This window comes from bacterium (assembly GCA_035307765.1).
GTDB lineage: Bacteria > Sysuimicrobiota > Sysuimicrobiia > Sysuimicrobiales > Segetimicrobiaceae > Segetimicrobium.
The window spans coordinates 1-14,460 of the sequence record DATGHU010000003.1; the positions used below are offsets into that span (position 1 = coordinate 1).

The window sequence follows — 14,460 nt, forward strand, 5'->3', positions numbered from 1 at the left end:
CCACCGTTGCCCTGACCACCGTTGCCCTGACCACCGTTGCCCTGACCACCGTTGCCCTGACCACCGTTGCCCTGACCACCGTTGCCTTGCCCTCCGTTGCCCTGACCACCGTTGCCTTGCCCTCCGTTGCCCTGGGCGCCGTGACCCTCTCCTGAACTTGCGTAAACAATTTCAGCGCCCTTGATACTCAAAAATCCATTGTATGAGAAGAAGAGCGTGGGCAAGGCTAAAACAGCAATTGCACTTGCGATCTTTACAAGCCAAATCCGACTCATTTTGCGTTCCTCCTTACGAAAGATAGGCATCTGTACCCATTGGTGCCTTCGACTCTCCCGCTCTCCCGCGTGCTCCACCCCACTTTCCACCCGTCCAGTTGCGGCGTTACCCTAATGTGTGGTTCTATCAGGAGTTCGTTACGCAAGATCCTTCAATCGATATTCAAATTCGTTCTTCCGAATGACCGGTTTCCGATGAGTTCCGTGTAACGAAAACCGAGATTTGGGCACATATTGATGTCGAGGCGGATGCCTGAACAAAGGATGCGAAGTTGCGGTACATACGGGATAACAGAAAGTGAGGGCAAGTAATTGTCTAGAGAAGGAGGGAGAGACTCATTGCCTCAAGCGCAGCGGGACGGTCCTCCGCACCCGATAGTAGAGGAGCTCAAGCGTTTGTGCGAGGAGCGAAAACTGAGCCAATCGTTTCTAGCTATGAGGCTTCAGGTGAGCGCGTCGCATCTTAATCGAGTCATTGGCTGTAGAGCTCAACCGAGCTCTGCGCTCCTCGAGCGCATTACCAACCTGTTGCGCGCCGAGAACGGGAGGGCCAGAGTCCGTTAGCCCGGCAAGGAGAATACTGGCGGAAGTGAGAGCGCGAGTGGACGCAGAGCAGTTTGCGCGTATTTACGATACCCACTACTCTCGGGTATTTCGATACCTTCTAGGGCGGACACGCAATCCGCACGATGCCGAAGAGCTCGCCGCTGACGTTTTCGCCACCGCCCTGGAGTCGCTGGAGCGTGGAGCCGAGCCTCGACAGATCGGCAGCTGGATTGTAGGGATCGCGGATCACCTGGCGTCGCGGTTCTTCCGGGAACGGATGACAGAGGTCGAACACGCCGAGACGTCGCTCGGCGAAGAGGAGGATCCCGAGGAACTTGCGCTCGGTCAATTGGACAGCCAGGCGCTCTGGCAGTGCTTCGATACCCTGAGTCCGGAGTACCGGCGAATCCTGCTCCTGCGGGTCGTGGCCGGGTTGAGTGCGCGAGAGGTCGCGGAAAGCATGCGCAAAACCGAAGGGGCGATTCGAGTGCTGCAGTTCCGGGCACTGAAAGCACTTCGGAAGAGCTGGATGGAGGCGGAGCGGGACGATGGACGATCACGAACAACGCGCCCATGAAAGGCATTTAGAGCTTTTGTTAAAGAAGTTGCTCGGAGAAGTCACCGACGAGCAATTCGAGACGTCCGGCGCAGACGCCGAGTCACTTGAGGTGCTCGAGCTGCGGGATACAGCTCGGCGGTTGCGGGCGGCTGTTCAGTGGGTGCCGCTCCCGGCAGGACGAAACGCTGTGCGGAGAGCTCTTCTAACCACGGTGCAGCGAGACCGCCGGGGTCCCGCTCCTCTTCGCCAAACACGCGGATGGCAGGTGTGGGTGGGAGTCGCTGCGGCGGTGGTATTGGGGATGTGGGGGATCGGGGCTGGTCTGACGTGGGGCGGGCGTTCCCCCGCAAGCCCGTGGTACGGCGCACGGGTGGCGCTTGAAGAGCTCGAAGTGGCGCTGATCCCGGATCGGCTGGACAAGGGGGAGATGTTGCTCAAGACCACGCGGGCGAGAATCGCGGAAGTGCAAGCGATGGCGGAGGCGGGAGATTCACTGGGGCTGCGCCGTGCCGCCAACGCCCTGGACAGTGAAGCCGGGTGGCTGCACGCGATCATGACCACCCTTTCCGCGACGGACCGAGACCGTTTCACGCGGGATCTCAAGCACATTTGATGCCCGGTCGCCTGCCGAACATGGCAAGGCTAGGAGGAACAGGGATGCGTTGGATGCTGGGCTTGGTGTGGGTTTCGGTGTTGGTCCTTAGCGGGGTTGCCCCCGGATGGACGGCTCAACCAGACTACTCGCTCAATTATCAGTTTTCTGAGGTGCAGCCTCCGGCAAGTCCGGGTGCCATAACGCAAAACGCCGGGAGTGTGGGGGGACTGCATTCCGTCCTTTCGCTGACCGGTAGCGTCCTGCCTGGGTGTTCAGGGGGCGCCGGGTGTGGATCTTTTGCCGTGTCAGTCGCGGGACTTGGGACTTCGCCGAGCGGACAGTTTGGGCAGTTGCGAGGGACGTTTGCCTGTGGCAGCGGTGAGTGCGCCATGACGCTCACCGGCGGCACCGGGGTTTTTAGCAAAGTGGATGCCAGTGAATTTACTTTGAGTTCCACGGGTCGCTCCAATGGGTTGCTGAGCACGTCGATCATCAACCACGGCGCTTGGGTGTCAACAGTCGCGCGGGCAGCAGCGGTGCTCAAGGCGGAGGGGCAACTTCCGGCCGGGCTTACGGTGGGGGATCTTGTGAGCCAGGCTGCTCAAAATGAGAAGGAATTGCAGCAAACGTCTCAACAGCAGGGTCAAAGCGGAGGCAGCAAAGGTAATGGGAAGGGCAATTCTGGCCCCGGCAACGGGAGCGGGAGTGGCAACGGGAGCGGGAGTGGCAACGGGAACGGGAGTGGCAACGGGAATGGGAGTGGCAACGGGAACGGGAGTGGCAACGGGAACGGGGGTGGCGGAGGTCGAGGGCATTAATTGAAGTCTTCCGCGTTAGTCGCTGCCCCGACATATATAAGCGGAGATCGGCGCGCCGACCCGAACGGGCCGGCGTCATGGCGTCTAAATTAAGTCCGGGCTCTCAGTCGAAAGCGAGGGACGTCGAGAGCTCCCGGTTCGCGTCGATCTGCGCCTTCAGGTCCGCGATCTTCTGCTCCGCGGTGGCAATGGCATCGGCGCCAGCGATGAAGCGGCTCGGAGGCGGCTCCTGGCTCGCAATCGTGATGAGCGCGCGCGCGAGCTTCGCAGGGTCCCCGGATTGCTGGCCGTTCTGGGCTTTCCAGTACTCGACGAGGGGCCCTCTGCGTTCGTCGTAGTCGGCGATGGACGGCTCGGCATAGTTCGTCGATTGCTGCGTGAGGAGTTCCGTGCGGAAGAATCCCGGATTGACGATCGTCGTATTGATGCCAAACGGTGCGACCTCGGCATGCAGCGACTCCATCCACCCCTCAAGGCCGAACTTCGACGCGGCGTAAGCCGTCACGAAGTCGTAACCGGCGGCGAGGCCCGCTGCCGAAGAGATCGAGATGATGTGCCCCGAGCGCTGCTTGCGCATCACCGGAAGGACCGCGCGCGTGACGTTCATCGGGCCAATGAGGCTCGTCGCCAATTGCCGATCGAACTGCTCCGGCGTCAACTCCTCGAAGTAGCCGGCGTAGAAGCTCGCCGCGTTGTTTACCAGCACGTCGATGCGACCAAACCGGTCGACTGCGGCCTTTACAGCCGTTTTGGCATCGGCACGGCTCGTGACGTCTAGCTTGACGGGCAACAAGTCGTTCGACTGTCCCAGGGCCTTCGATACGAGGGCGGTGTCCCGGCCAGTGGCCACGACGGCATACCCGACCGCCAGGGCCGCCTTGGCGAAATCGGCACCCATGCCCCGGCTCGCTCCGGTGATGAACCAGACCTTCTTGTTATTCACGACATCTCCATCCTCTCTGAGGCGCGAGACTTGAAACGCTCGATGCGGTACGCGATCTCGGGTCCGTTGTCCCCCTCGTACGCGAGTTGCGCCATCGCCAGGGCGAACGGCTCCAGGTATCTCGCGATTCGCAGCGATCCAGCATCCACGGGTTCAAAGCCGACGTCACGAATCAACGTCGCTGCGATGTCTTTCGCGGCCTGGTCATTGCCGCAGTACATGAGGCTCGGCCGGCGCCGCGTCCGTCGCTTTGCGGCGAACACGCCGAACAAGACCTCACTCGGGACGGTGCTGAACGCCGACACGACGTGGGCTTTTCGAACCTTCCGGGCCAACACCTCCGCACCTGATGACGTGCGAGTGACGGCCAGCCCGGTGTCGTCCGCGTTCATCGGGAGCGAGCAGCTGACGATCACTTTGCCGGAGAGATCGCCGGCCCGCTTCAACACGTCGTTGACCCGCGACCAATGCACGGCCAGCAACAGTAAGTCAGCGTCGCTGGCGGCGTCAGCCGGCGTCCCGGCGCGTGCATTTCCTTGTGCTTCGCGCGCTAGCCGTTTCAGCTTTCGCCCGCTCCGAGCGTAGCTGAATACGACGTCATGTCCGGCGCGCGCGAAGATCGTTCCGAGCTTGCCGCCCATCAACCCCGAACCAAGGATGCCAATGCGCATCTTCAACCTGCCCGTTCAACGATCTGCATCTGCATTTCATTCATGCGGCCGCCGTGAACCTTGAGTTTGGAGAACTCGGCTTCGAGGTCGCTCAGATCCTCAGGCGTCAGCTGAACGTCGAGCGCACTCTCATCAACTGGGATTTCCGGTTTGGCACTTGCATTCCTTCGTCGGTGGAACCCGGTTCGTTCTTTGCCACCGGAGCCCTCTCCGGCGGTCCCACGAAAGCCGGTTTGTGCTATCCTGAGACCCTCCACACTCGGCACAGCCGCACTGACGGCCGATTTACCGGTCACCACTCCGACCTCCGGTCCTGGCCGTTCGATTGGTAGCAACAAAGGCGCTGCTATCCCGCCGGCACCGACAGTGTCGTAAGCCGCTGCACGATCGCCCCGAACAGTCGTCGCGTGAGGTGCCCTTCCGCCAGCAGCAGCCAGTAGTATCGGGCGTGTTTCACGAGCCGGCCACCCGTCTGCATCAGCCGCTGCTGCAGACTCGTCAGCGACCAACTGTCGATCCGCTTCAGCAACCCGAGCCGCCGCCAGAGGTTCCCCAGATTGTACGCAATGATGCTCAGCCACAACCGCACCTCATTCGCCCGGAACCGGTGGCAACTCAATCGCGTCATCTTCACTGCCTGTTTGCCCTCCTTGATCCACTGCTCCGCCGTCCCGCGTTTATTGTGGAACCGCACCACCGCCCGGCTGTCTGTCGCCAAGGTCGTCACGATGAAGCCCACTCGAGGAAACAGTTCCCCGCAGTGGAACTCGATCTTCGCCACTACGCGCCGCGCGATCTTCCAACTAGCGGCCTGGTACCGAAAGCTCGTGAACCGCACCACCGGCTTGTGACTGGGGCGCCCGACCGGCCGCGTGAGCAGTTCCGCGATGGCCCGCTCCAAGATGTCGTTGGAGGAGATGCGGATGGCGTACGTTGCGTTCCGCGTCTCCAGGGCTTCGTAGAGCTCCGGCTTGGCAAAACCGGCATCGGCCCGGACGACTACGTCCTTGCCCGGCCGCTGCTGCCGCTCGAGCTCGGGCAGCAGCACCTGGTCCCACTCCTCGGCGCTGTGGACGTTGCCCGGTCGCAGCTTTGCCGCCAGACAGTCGCCCTCCCGATTGAACAGCAGCAGCGGATGGTAGCAGGTCGACGCAAAGTGCCCGTTGTAGGCGCTCTGCTCCTGCTGGCCGTAAACAGGGATCTCCGTACTATCGAGATCGAGCACCACCCGCTGCGGGGTGTCCACGGGGTCTACCCGTGCGATCAGCTCCCGATTGAGCGCGGCCAGCCCGGCCAGATTCTCATCTTGGGTCAACAACTCCGTCTCGAAGGAGTGCGCCCGGGACGTTAGGGCGGCCCCGCGCTCCCAACGCTGCTCCGACCCGATCAGCCGGAAGGTCGGATCCCGGGAGAGGCGTTCAGCATCATTCACGTCCTCGTACCCCGCCAATCGGCGGGAGACCGATTGCCGGACCAGGTCAGCGAGCGGGAACTGGGTGTTCGAGCCTCGCGGATCGGTCAAGTGCTGTGTGATGAGGGTGCTGAAGCCCAACCGCTCGTCCAGTTCGCGGACGAGGATCAGGCCACCATCGGAGGTGACCCGCGACCCCTGGAACTCGATCTTCAACGCGGTGTTGAACGAGAGCTGAAAGGGCTGGTGTTGGGCTTCACCCATTGGGTATGCACCTCTCCAGCGCAAGCATCGCGCTCAAACCCGTATCAATAAAGACATTCGACGTGTCCGCGAGGTTCTCAGTGCGCAGCCAAATCGGAAATCCGGGTTAATACAGAGGGTCGCTGCCTTGCCGAAGATGTTTGTTAGCGTGACGCTACAGACGATCTGCCGGGCGGGATTGTCGAAAAAGGAAGCCGATAAGCCACAATGCGTCGCGACGACGTTCTGCGGAAGAGAGTATCTCCTCTGGGCGCCTCCTGACGCAAGAGGTGGTGGCAGTATGACGACCTATTTTCTTCCCATCCATAGAGCTTTCTCAGAAGATTGTTCGTCGCAAAATCATCCAAACGAATGAGCCTTGAGCCATGCACTCGGGGTATTTACATCTTGAAGGTTTTGTTTATCGTTCGACTTGGATGACGGAGGGGTTCCATGCGACAGCTTCTGGTAATCGCCACATTGGTTTTGAGCCTCGCAGGTCCTAGTCTGGCGGTCTCAAATGCGGCTTTGCCCTACGATCTTAAACTATCCGGGCCACTCGGACTGCTCCCGGGAAAAGCGCACGTGCTGTCGGGTAGCTCATTCGGTGGGGTCCCGGTCACGGGGACCATCACCGGGACTTCTACCGCGGGTTCGTTCAACCTGTATACAGACGGGAAGCTATTTGCCTCAGGCACGTATTCATGTGCCTCCGCATGCACCTTCACTGGAACGATAGCAGGGAAGAGCGTTAGCGGCATGAGCCTCACTTCGTCTACGTCGTCGTTGCATCACTCATCTTTGACGGTCACTGGACTCGCCACCGCAAGTGCGTTTTCGAACCATGGGGCGTGGGTTTCTTCTGTCTCCCACTGGGCGAACGCAAATCTGCCTGCCGTCCAGCGGGGTCGGGTGGTCTCCGGCGCGGCCAAGATTGAAGGGCCTCTTGCTTCTGGAAAAACTGATCCAGCTCATGGGCGGAGTCAAGCCAAGGGGCAGGACGAGGACAAGGGGAAAACCAACGACAGTGACAACGCCATCGGGAACACGAACGGCGGCAGCGACGACGATGGACATGGAAACCACGGGGGTAGCGGAAACAGCGGAGGTAACGGGAACGGCGGGGGTAACGGGAACGGCGGGGGGAGCGATCACGGCAAGCCGTAGGGATCGGAACATTTCGAGTACGGGAAGAGGGGATAGGAGGAGGGGTCCTATCTCCTCTTACTTTTGGTCGACACGGCAAGGTTTAACTGAACGTATGCGTGTTCTAGCGGTCGCCCTGCTCAGCATATGACGTGTCCAATTCCAAAGAAGGCGGAGCACAAAAATTTTCACTGCTGGCTCTCCCCGTGCGATGCCGCAAAGCGTAGCTGTGTTGCCCGTACCAGAATCTCAACACTCAGCTGGGCTGATCTATTGCAATTCGCTGCGCAGGGGAATGCTGACGTCTAGGGCGGCGGGAAGCGGGGCATCACTTGGGGGGAGTAGAGGGGCCGGAGAGACGGACGGCTGGGCGCGATTAGCCGTTCGATCTCCGCTATGTCCGCGCTGAGGCCTTGCATGGAATTTCGGCATCAGGGGGACGTTTCGTCGCAGCCCAGGAGGACCAGGTGCGTCCGATTCACCGAAGGTACCGCAGGGGATATCTTGCGTTCCGTCGTCCCATGCGCACCCAACGCGGATTCTCAATCCTTGAAGTCACCATTGCCCTTGTGATAGTGGCGGTCGTCATCACAGCCGCGTGGGGGTGGCAAGGTTCATTGATCACACGCCGCTTACAGAATGCTACATACCTGCTGGAAGGAGATCTCCGCTGGGCCCAGCAGATGGCAGTTTCAAATGCCGGGAACGGTCCGCAGGTCGAACTATGTTTTCGGGCAGACGGATACGACCTGTATTCGACCGTATATGGGGGAGGAGATGTTCTGAACATCAACCCGGCCAGCTACACGGCTACTGCCGGGTCGCGATTCAAAAGTGTCAATAGCGGACAAGAGTATGCGCTTGGGATCCAGATCACTCCGCCGAGCCAGGGGACGATTCCCTGCACCATCGACCCCACCCGCGTGGCCATTGCCTTCCTGTCCTCGGGGCAGCCCCTCTTCGCCGATACGAACTCCCACGCGATTACCCTGACCCTTCGAGGGCGGTCGTACCTGATTACCATTCAACCATATACGGGCCTGGCGACGGTGAGCGCCCAATGACACCGCGTGGAGACCGCGGATACCAGTTCCGGGCGGTGCGCATGCGTGTGGGCGGGTTCTCGACGCTGGAAGTGCTCGTTGCGCTCTCCCTGATGGCCGTGGTATCGCTGGTGTCGCTGGCCTATACATCGAGCGTGCGGACATTCAGCACCGTGGCACTGGGACTGATCGGAGAGCATTCCCCGGCGGGCCAGCAAATGGCTGCGCGACTGCGTACGGTAGGCAGCGAGTGGATTCAAGCTCAAATGGAGTACGCTCGGCAATTGGGGTACGAAGGGTTGTGCGCATCGTCCAACTGCACTTTTTACACTCCCTTCACGGATTGTTCCGGAGCAACGCCTCAAAGCCCACCACTATCGGAGGGCCCGGCTCAACCGCCTGAACTGCCCTATGCTCGAATTGTCGTGACCTGGGATCCAAACACCCCGGTCGATTCCAGCACCAATCCGGCGACGAACTATCTGCAACTTATTGAAGTGGACCTTTATCGGTCCCAAGCAGACTGTCAGGCTCAGACATCGTTCATGACCGGGTACACATCGGTGAGCATCCGATGATCCGCGGCCCAGTCAACGCCATGCGGGATGGGCAACAAGGGACAACGCTGATGGATGTTTTGGCGGCGCTGATGCTTTTGGGCGTTATGGCTTTGGGGGTTTTCTTGGCGTTTCGGGCCAATCTGACAACCTGGCTGACCATCCAGCAATATGCCGAAGAACAACAGAACGGCCGTGTTGTCGTGAACAGGCTGGCGCGCGGTCTCCGAATGCTCGGCTACAATTACACCCCATCGGCCACAAGCCCGGCCGTCATCTATGGGGGGCCCAACGAAGTGGACTTCTTCGCGGACCTCGATAATACCGGAACCCCGCAGTGCTACCGGTTCTATTTGAACGGTGGCATCGTCTACCAGGCAAAGGTCACCGGGTCCGGATGCAATGCCACGATTACGTCCGCAGTTGGACAGCCGTTGACCGCAGCGAGCGAAGCCAAGGTGCTGACCTTCACCGAACTCGACTTTTCATATTGGAGCGCCGCGGATCTTGGAGGTGGGCAATTGACCGACAACCCGCTGACGATCAATGACCGCAGTCTGATCCGCCGGGTCGCGATTACGGTGCGGGTAAAGGGGCTGTCGACCAGTGAAAACCCAGTTACGATCACGACCCAAACCGTCGTGCGGCAAGGTGGGTAGGTCCTTGTCCCAACCGCGGCGTTCGCCGAAATGGGAGCGGTTCCACTCTGAGTCTGGCATAGCCATGCTCTTGGCGATCGCCTTCATGCTCATTACGGCGCTTATCGTCGTGGCGATTTCAAACCTCACGATCTCCGAATTGGGCGCTTCCCGAACCCTCGATAAGGGAACCCAGGCGTTCACGATTGCCGACGGTGCGGTGGAGCGGGCGGTCGCCGTGCTTCGTCTTGACAAGGATTGGAGCGTCAAGGTCGGTGCGACCCAAAATATCGATACGAATGGGGTAAATTTCAAGCCGCTCGTGGATCAGTTTCAACCCGGGGGCGGAAACGCTGTGGGGCAGGGGTTTCCGGCGGGGAACCCCATCGGAACCTACAGCATCGAGGTTCGGGAAGCCGCGGTAGACCCCACCAACAACATTTGGGTCCGCACGTTGGGCACATATGGTGGGGTATCTCGGTCACTTGAGGTGGAGCTCCATCGATTGACCCCCGCGGATTTTTCTACGTACTCCGCAGGTACGTACTCCGCCCTGAAGGGAGGAGGCGGCAATGTCACGATTCACGGGTCAGCGTATTTCTACTCGGACCTCCTGATTAAAGCCGTTCAAACCGGGTTCTACAACGACCGGGCGATCAATATTGGCGACCCCGCGCCGTACACAAACCAGCTCTTTGTAAGAGGAACGCTCGACATGTCCAAAGGCAACGCGTCCATCGGGACTTCCTCGCAGCCAATGTGGGGAGTCCATGCGACGCACATCAACAACATGTCCAAGAACGTCTACACCGACGAGCTGGACAATGTGGTCCCAGTGATCTCGTACCCGAACGTCGCCGGCTACATCGCCTGCCTGACGGGTCAGCCAGGGTGTCCTGCGGGCGTGACCGCGACATCTCCCGGGAATGCTTTGTCGACCACAACCGGGCCAATGGTGATCTGCACCGGGGTAAGTCAGCCCTCGACCACTACCGACCTGACCTTCAGCGGAACCTATTTCTACGTCCCAACACAGGGGAATGCCAACTGCGCTGCCGCTCCACCGACGGTGTCGGCGTACATGCTGCTTTGGGATCCCTCTAAAACCGTCCCGTTGACGCTGAATAGCAGCCAGGCGGGGACGCCGCTTCTCGTGCCTGGGGTGATCACCACTCAGCAGGCGGTCACTTACACCGGGAAGGGCACCTTGGTCGCCGCAAATATCAACGGCCAAACCAATGCCCTGGATACAAGCAACGGGGGACAGATCCTGGCCCAAAATCCCGCCAGCGGCACGGGCGATATTCTCGGCTGCGGATATACAAATTCGAGCAGCATGCCGACGACAGACCTCTTGGGGTTCATCGTTGGTGGTAGCGCCACGATGCAGGGAAATAGCACAAAGTGCAATCAGGAACAGGATGTCGCCCTTGTGGTAGGGGAAACACCCAGCACCAATATGTTTACATCAACGAAGAACGTACAGATTTTCGGTATGGTCGTGACAGAGCAGTTAGACACTACGCAAAACCCGGACTTTTGGCAGGTGCCCGGGTTGCAGCAGGCTCTTCCCACACCGATGTTGCAAGTGCTTTCGGCTACGGGTGCCCAGCCCGTTACGATCGTGCGCTGGCACGAACTTACGCCGCAAGAATAAGGGCTGCGACGCGTCGACCGTCAGGGGAGTAATCAAGCCAGGAAAAACCTACGGGCGCTCCTCTGGGGGCGCCCGTAGGGAGAATCTCCTTCCGGTTACCGACTACTCAATGATTGGACAGTCTCCGGAGTCGATCTTATCGTTTCCGCCGGCCCCCAAAAACATCTCGCCCGTGTGGCAGTTGCTGTGCTCATCTCCGTTGGAATCATCGGCCTGGACGATGCCGATCCCCTTGCCACCGAACGAGAAACTGCCGTAGGAGAAGCCAATTGCCGGCATCGCCACTACTGCCATGACCCCCAACATCCGTGCCAACCAAACTCTCCGCATCGCATACCTCCCGCGCCGCGCCCTACGAATCGGGTTGACCCACCGTCGCTGATCCCGCTCTGCCGTCATGCGTCGCTGGATTGCGCCGGCGCCACGATGGGCGCGCCAATGTGTGTGGCTCCTTAATCTATGCCCCGAGAACTTCCAACACAGATCCCCCTGATGCTCACACCTTGCTGTCCCGGAGCGCGATTGAACCTCGCAAAAACATCCTTCCCGATCTTGAACAGTTGTTCGACGCCACAATGGGAGGGCATTTGCCCCCCTGCACCCTCCTGATGGCAGATTTCCTGCTGCGGGGGCCTGTGGAGCGCTGGATAAGCAACGCTGGGATCTGCGTGGACGAACACCGCCCGCGTTCTATCTTGGGCGGGCCGTGAGATCAGAAGCTCACGTTTACACCTGTCGCTCGCCGCTCGGATAATCCTATGATGCGGTGACGGGTTGTCCTGTGGGGGGCTTGAACCGTTCGAAGGGATTGCGGCAGGACCGGCAGAGATAGGTGGCCCGGCACAGCGTCGGGCCGAACAAGCTGTCGAGCGCCACGTCTGCTGACCCGCAGTATGGGCAGGTCGGAGGCTCGCTGAACCAGCACCTCGGCACGGCAAGACCGTACGCCGCCAGACGCTCCCGCCCGCGGGAAGTCATTCGGTCCAACGACCACGGTTCATCGTAGGTATACTCGACGGTCGCCTCCCGCACGCCGGGGAGGGCGCCGAGCGCCCCACGAACCCGCGCGCGGATCACATCAAGCGCCGGGCACCCCGTCCAGGTCGGCACGAGCCGTACGGCGACGCGATCGCCTGTCACCCGGACCTCTTGGACGAGCCCCAAGTCTGTGATCGCGATCGGCAGCTCGGGATCCTCGATGCTACCGAGGATTCCCCAGACCGCATCTTCCAGTATCGTGGTCACCAGCGTGCCTCCGGGTCGGACCGCCGTACTTCCGTCAGGTGCGCATGAAGCCGGTCGAAGTCGGGGGTGTGCCTCCCCTGCCGCCCTCCCGTCCTCGGCGGCGAGGCGGGGACGATTAAGCCGCACGCCTCGATCACGGGGCACACCTCGGCTTCCCAGCGCTGCCGCTGGGCATCCGGCCCCGCCTTGAGGATTCCCGTGGCGAGAAGCTGCGCATCGATCTCAGTGGCTTCGAAGAGGCCGAGGGCGTCCGGCCACAGGGCTTCGAGGGCCGTCTGCACCCGGGTGTGACCTTCGTCGCTGCCGCGGCTCATGCGGGTGAGCCAGGCGTCGGCGAATAGGGCGTGATACTGCTCCTCGCGCAGCAGCGCCTTCGCCAGGCCCGCCACGGGCTCTTGGCCCGATACGCTGACCCACTGGAGCCGCGCAGCCTCGTATCGTTCGTAGAGGACGAGGCGGAGGATGCTGGACTCCCAGCCGCCGTTCTCCCGCTCGGTGAGGATCGCATTGAGGTACTGTGCGGGAGCCCGCCCGAAGGCAAGGTGGTCTCCTCCGCCCTCCTCGCCGTCACTGATCTGTCCGTAGAAGGCTCGCGCGTGCCCGATTTCCTCCTGGGCGATGCTGCTCATCGCCACGTCGCTCTCGATGTCAGGGCCGAAGCCCGTCCATTCGGAGTGCCGGTGGCCGATGACCAGCTCATCATCGGCCGCCCTCAGAAGCGACTCGCGAAATGCCGCCCGAATCGCGGGATCGGCGATCGCGGCCAGGGTGCCGCCCACCTACTGATCCTCGTCGCGGTGCGACAGGCGCCAGGCGCTTCCGTAGACCTGCTGCTGTTTGCGGTAGGAGCCGCCGAAACGGTAGCTCTTGTCGGTCGCCGAGTCGAACATATGGACGGCCGAGGCGGTTGTTGCGTGGATCTCGTCTGCCCGCACCACCCAGAGGTTCACGCACGGATCCCGGCGCGTGTAGTTCTCCTTGGCGACGACGAGGGCCATCTCCGCATCGGGGGCGTGCACATCGCCGACGTGGACGTGGGGGTCCCGCGTGCGCGCTTGGAGGAACACCGCCCACACGTCGTGCGGCGCGTCCAGGCGTCGCTCCCAGATCGCATCTCGCTCGGCCGCGGTTTCCGCCCTTCGCTCCGTGGTCATGCCGCGGCCGCCCATCGGCTGACTGCTTCCCGGATCCAGGCGTGCTGGCGATAGAATTGTTGCCGGAGCCCGAGGCGTTCCGCGCTCTTCGGCCCGCCGTTGCGGCCCACCCGTTTCAGTTCCTCCCAGTCGGGCTCGGTGTAGACGTACCGCTCCTCCGCCTCTACCCAACGCAGGTGGGGGTCGGGGACTTCGAGCCCGTACTCGAGGATGATCGGAATAAAGCGACGCAGGAACTGCTGGCGGAGTTCTTCGTTGGACTTAACCTTGATCCGCCAGGCCAGCATCTTCGCGGTGTGGGGTGAGACCCGATCGGGCATCCCGAAGAAATGCATGATCGGGGTCCACCACCGCCGCAACGCGTCCTGCAACATTGCCCGCTGCCGGGGGGTGCCCTCCGCAAGCGATCGCCATACGTCGAGGCCGAGCTGGATGTGGAAATCTTCCTCATAGCAGATCCGTTTCAGCACCCGCGAATACGGCGCGTAGGAGCAGGACCGCAACGCCCCCTGCGTCTGCATCGCCGCGCCGTCTACGAAAACCTGGATGATCGCGACATCCGCCCAGGTCTCCGCGGGATAATGGAAGACGTTGTGGAAGCGGGCACGACCGGCGACCAGCTCCGCGATCATCTCCTCGCGGGTGCCTCCCAGGGTTTCCGCGACCCGATACAGGAGCATCCCGTGGCCGACTTCGTCCTGCACCTTCGCCGTGAGCGCCATTTTCCGGGCCAAGGTCGGAGCCCGCGGGATCCATTCCCGCTCGGGGAGCGCCCCCATGATCTCGGAGTTCGCGTGCATCTGGATCAGGCGCCTGGCTTCGAACCGGTATTCCTCCGGTATCCACTCCCCGGCTTCGATTTGATCTCCCGCCGCAATCCGTTCGGTGAAGCGGGCGAGGAGCACCGGATCGTCTTGGGTGTCTGGGCGCGTGTCCACGGTGGGTCACCTACATGTGAC

16 protein-coding genes are annotated in these 14,460 nt (G+C 61.3%); 6 read left to right on the forward strand and 10 right to left on the reverse strand.

From position 1 onward, the window contains the following. The coding region (locus VKV57_00170; GenBank protein HLW58319.1) for a hypothetical protein at positions 1 to 275 on the reverse strand (275 nt) is incomplete at its 3' end. A 601-nt stretch (positions 276 to 876) separates the two neighbouring features. On the opposite strand from VKV57_00170, the gene VKV57_00175 reads away from it, so the two are divergent. Next, complete coding sequence (locus VKV57_00175; GenBank protein ID HLW58320.1) at positions 877 to 1,398, forward strand: sigma-70 family RNA polymerase sigma factor; 522 nt, start codon at positions 877 to 879, stop codon at positions 1,396 to 1,398. 247 nt (positions 1,399 to 1,645) lie between these two features. After that, complete coding sequence (locus VKV57_00180; GenBank protein ID HLW58321.1) at positions 1,646 to 1,993, forward strand: DUF5667 domain-containing protein; 348 nt, start codon at positions 1,646 to 1,648, stop codon at positions 1,991 to 1,993. A gap of 903 nt (positions 1,994 to 2,896) precedes the next feature. Here VKV57_00180 and VKV57_00185 read toward each other — a convergent pair. Genes VKV57_00185 through VKV57_00200 form a run of 4 tightly spaced genes read right to left on the reverse strand, consistent with a single transcriptional unit; the run spans position 2,897 to position 6,082 of the window. Further along, positions 2,897 to 3,736, reverse strand: a complete 840-nt coding sequence (locus VKV57_00185) for an SDR family NAD(P)-dependent oxidoreductase (GenBank protein ID HLW58322.1) — start codon at positions 3,734 to 3,736, stop codon at positions 2,897 to 2,899. After that, positions 3,733 to 4,407 (reverse strand): NAD(P)-binding domain-containing protein, encoded by a 675-nt coding sequence (locus tag VKV57_00190; protein ID HLW58323.1) that lies wholly within the window; start codon positions 4,405 to 4,407, stop codon positions 3,733 to 3,735. The genes VKV57_00185 and VKV57_00190 overlap by 4 nt, the downstream gene beginning before the upstream one ends. Before the next feature lie 2 nt (positions 4,408 to 4,409). Next, entirely contained in the window at positions 4,410 to 4,703 is a 294-nt protein-coding gene (locus VKV57_00195; GenBank protein ID HLW58324.1) for a hypothetical protein, read from the reverse strand. Positions 4,704 to 4,753: 50 nt separating this feature from the next. Next, positions 4,754 to 6,082 (reverse strand): IS1380 family transposase, encoded by a 1,329-nt coding sequence (locus VKV57_00200; protein HLW58325.1) that lies wholly within the window; start codon positions 6,080 to 6,082, stop codon positions 4,754 to 4,756. 1,808 nt (positions 6,083 to 7,890) lie between these two features. On the opposite strand from VKV57_00200, the gene VKV57_00205 reads away from it, so the two are divergent. From VKV57_00205 to VKV57_00220, 4 genes are all read left to right on the forward strand, one after another. Further along, the gene (locus tag VKV57_00205) at positions 7,891 to 8,271 is read left to right on the forward strand and encodes a hypothetical protein (protein ID HLW58326.1); all 381 of its coding nucleotides are present in this window, start codon (positions 7,891 to 7,893) and stop codon (positions 8,269 to 8,271) included. Between the two features lie 47 nt (positions 8,272 to 8,318). Continuing rightward, positions 8,319 to 8,828 (forward strand): hypothetical protein, encoded by a 510-nt coding sequence (locus VKV57_00210; protein HLW58327.1) that lies wholly within the window; start codon positions 8,319 to 8,321, stop codon positions 8,826 to 8,828. After that, the gene (locus tag VKV57_00215) at positions 8,825 to 9,466 is read left to right on the forward strand and encodes a hypothetical protein (protein ID HLW58328.1); all 642 of its coding nucleotides are present in this window, start codon (positions 8,825 to 8,827) and stop codon (positions 9,464 to 9,466) included. Before VKV57_00210 ends, VKV57_00215 begins: the two co-directional genes overlap by 4 nt. A 64-nt stretch (positions 9,467 to 9,530) precedes the next feature. Further along, on the forward strand, positions 9,531 to 11,102 hold the full coding sequence (locus tag VKV57_00220) for a hypothetical protein (protein HLW58329.1): 1,572 nt from the start codon (positions 9,531 to 9,533) through the stop codon (positions 11,100 to 11,102). A gap of 102 nt (positions 11,103 to 11,204) precedes the next feature. Here VKV57_00220 and VKV57_00225 read toward each other — a convergent pair whose 3' ends face one another. The 5 genes from VKV57_00225 to paaA all read right to left on the reverse strand — a co-directional run bounded on the left by VKV57_00225 (position 11,205) and on the right by paaA (position 14,439). Next, on the reverse strand, positions 11,205 to 11,432 hold the full coding sequence (locus VKV57_00225) for a hypothetical protein (protein HLW58330.1): 228 nt from the start codon (positions 11,430 to 11,432) through the stop codon (positions 11,205 to 11,207). 426 nt (positions 11,433 to 11,858) lie between these two features. Beyond that, on the reverse strand, positions 11,859 to 12,347 hold the full coding sequence (paaD, locus tag VKV57_00230) for a 1,2-phenylacetyl-CoA epoxidase subunit PaaD (GenBank protein HLW58331.1): 489 nt from the start codon (positions 12,345 to 12,347) through the stop codon (positions 11,859 to 11,861). Further along, positions 12,344 to 13,126: a 1,2-phenylacetyl-CoA epoxidase subunit PaaC gene (gene paaC / locus VKV57_00235; GenBank protein ID HLW58332.1), complete on the reverse strand. Its 783-nt coding sequence runs from the start codon at positions 13,124 to 13,126 to the stop codon at positions 12,344 to 12,346. Before paaC ends, paaD begins: the two co-directional genes overlap by 4 nt. Further along, positions 13,127 to 13,501, reverse strand: coding sequence for a hypothetical protein (locus VKV57_00240; GenBank protein ID HLW58333.1), 375 nt, complete (start codon positions 13,499 to 13,501; stop codon positions 13,127 to 13,129). Then, the gene (gene paaA, locus VKV57_00245; GenBank protein ID HLW58334.1) at positions 13,498 to 14,439 is read right to left on the reverse strand and encodes a 1,2-phenylacetyl-CoA epoxidase subunit PaaA; all 942 of its coding nucleotides are present in this window, start codon (positions 14,437 to 14,439) and stop codon (positions 13,498 to 13,500) included. The genes VKV57_00240 and paaA overlap by 4 nt, the downstream gene beginning before the upstream one ends. Between the last annotated feature and the right edge of the window lie 21 nt (positions 14,440 to 14,460).

Bases quoted from the DNA above. Each gene is read 5' to 3' on its own strand.
- VKV57_00240 (HLW58333.1), bottom strand. From the start codon at position 13,501: ATGACCACGGAGCGAAGGGCGGAAACCGCGGCCGAGCGAGATGCGATC.
- VKV57_00220 (HLW58329.1), top strand. From the start codon at position 9,531: ATGCTCTTGGCGATCGCCTTCATGCTCATTACGGCGCTTATCGTCGTG.
- VKV57_00200 (HLW58325.1), bottom strand. From the start codon at position 6,082: ATGGGTGAAGCCCAACACCAGCCCTTTCAGCTCTCGTTCAACACCGCG.
- VKV57_00190 (HLW58323.1), bottom strand. From the start codon at position 4,407: ATGCGCATTGGCATCCTTGGTTCGGGGTTGATGGGCGGCAAGCTCGGA.
- VKV57_00215 (HLW58328.1), top strand. From the start codon at position 8,825: ATGATCCGCGGCCCAGTCAACGCCATGCGGGATGGGCAACAAGGGACA.
- VKV57_00205 (HLW58326.1), top strand. From the start codon at position 7,891: ATGGCAGTTTCAAATGCCGGGAACGGTCCGCAGGTCGAACTATGTTTT.
- VKV57_00225 (HLW58330.1), bottom strand. From the start codon at position 11,432: ATGCGGAGAGTTTGGTTGGCACGGATGTTGGGGGTCATGGCAGTAGTG.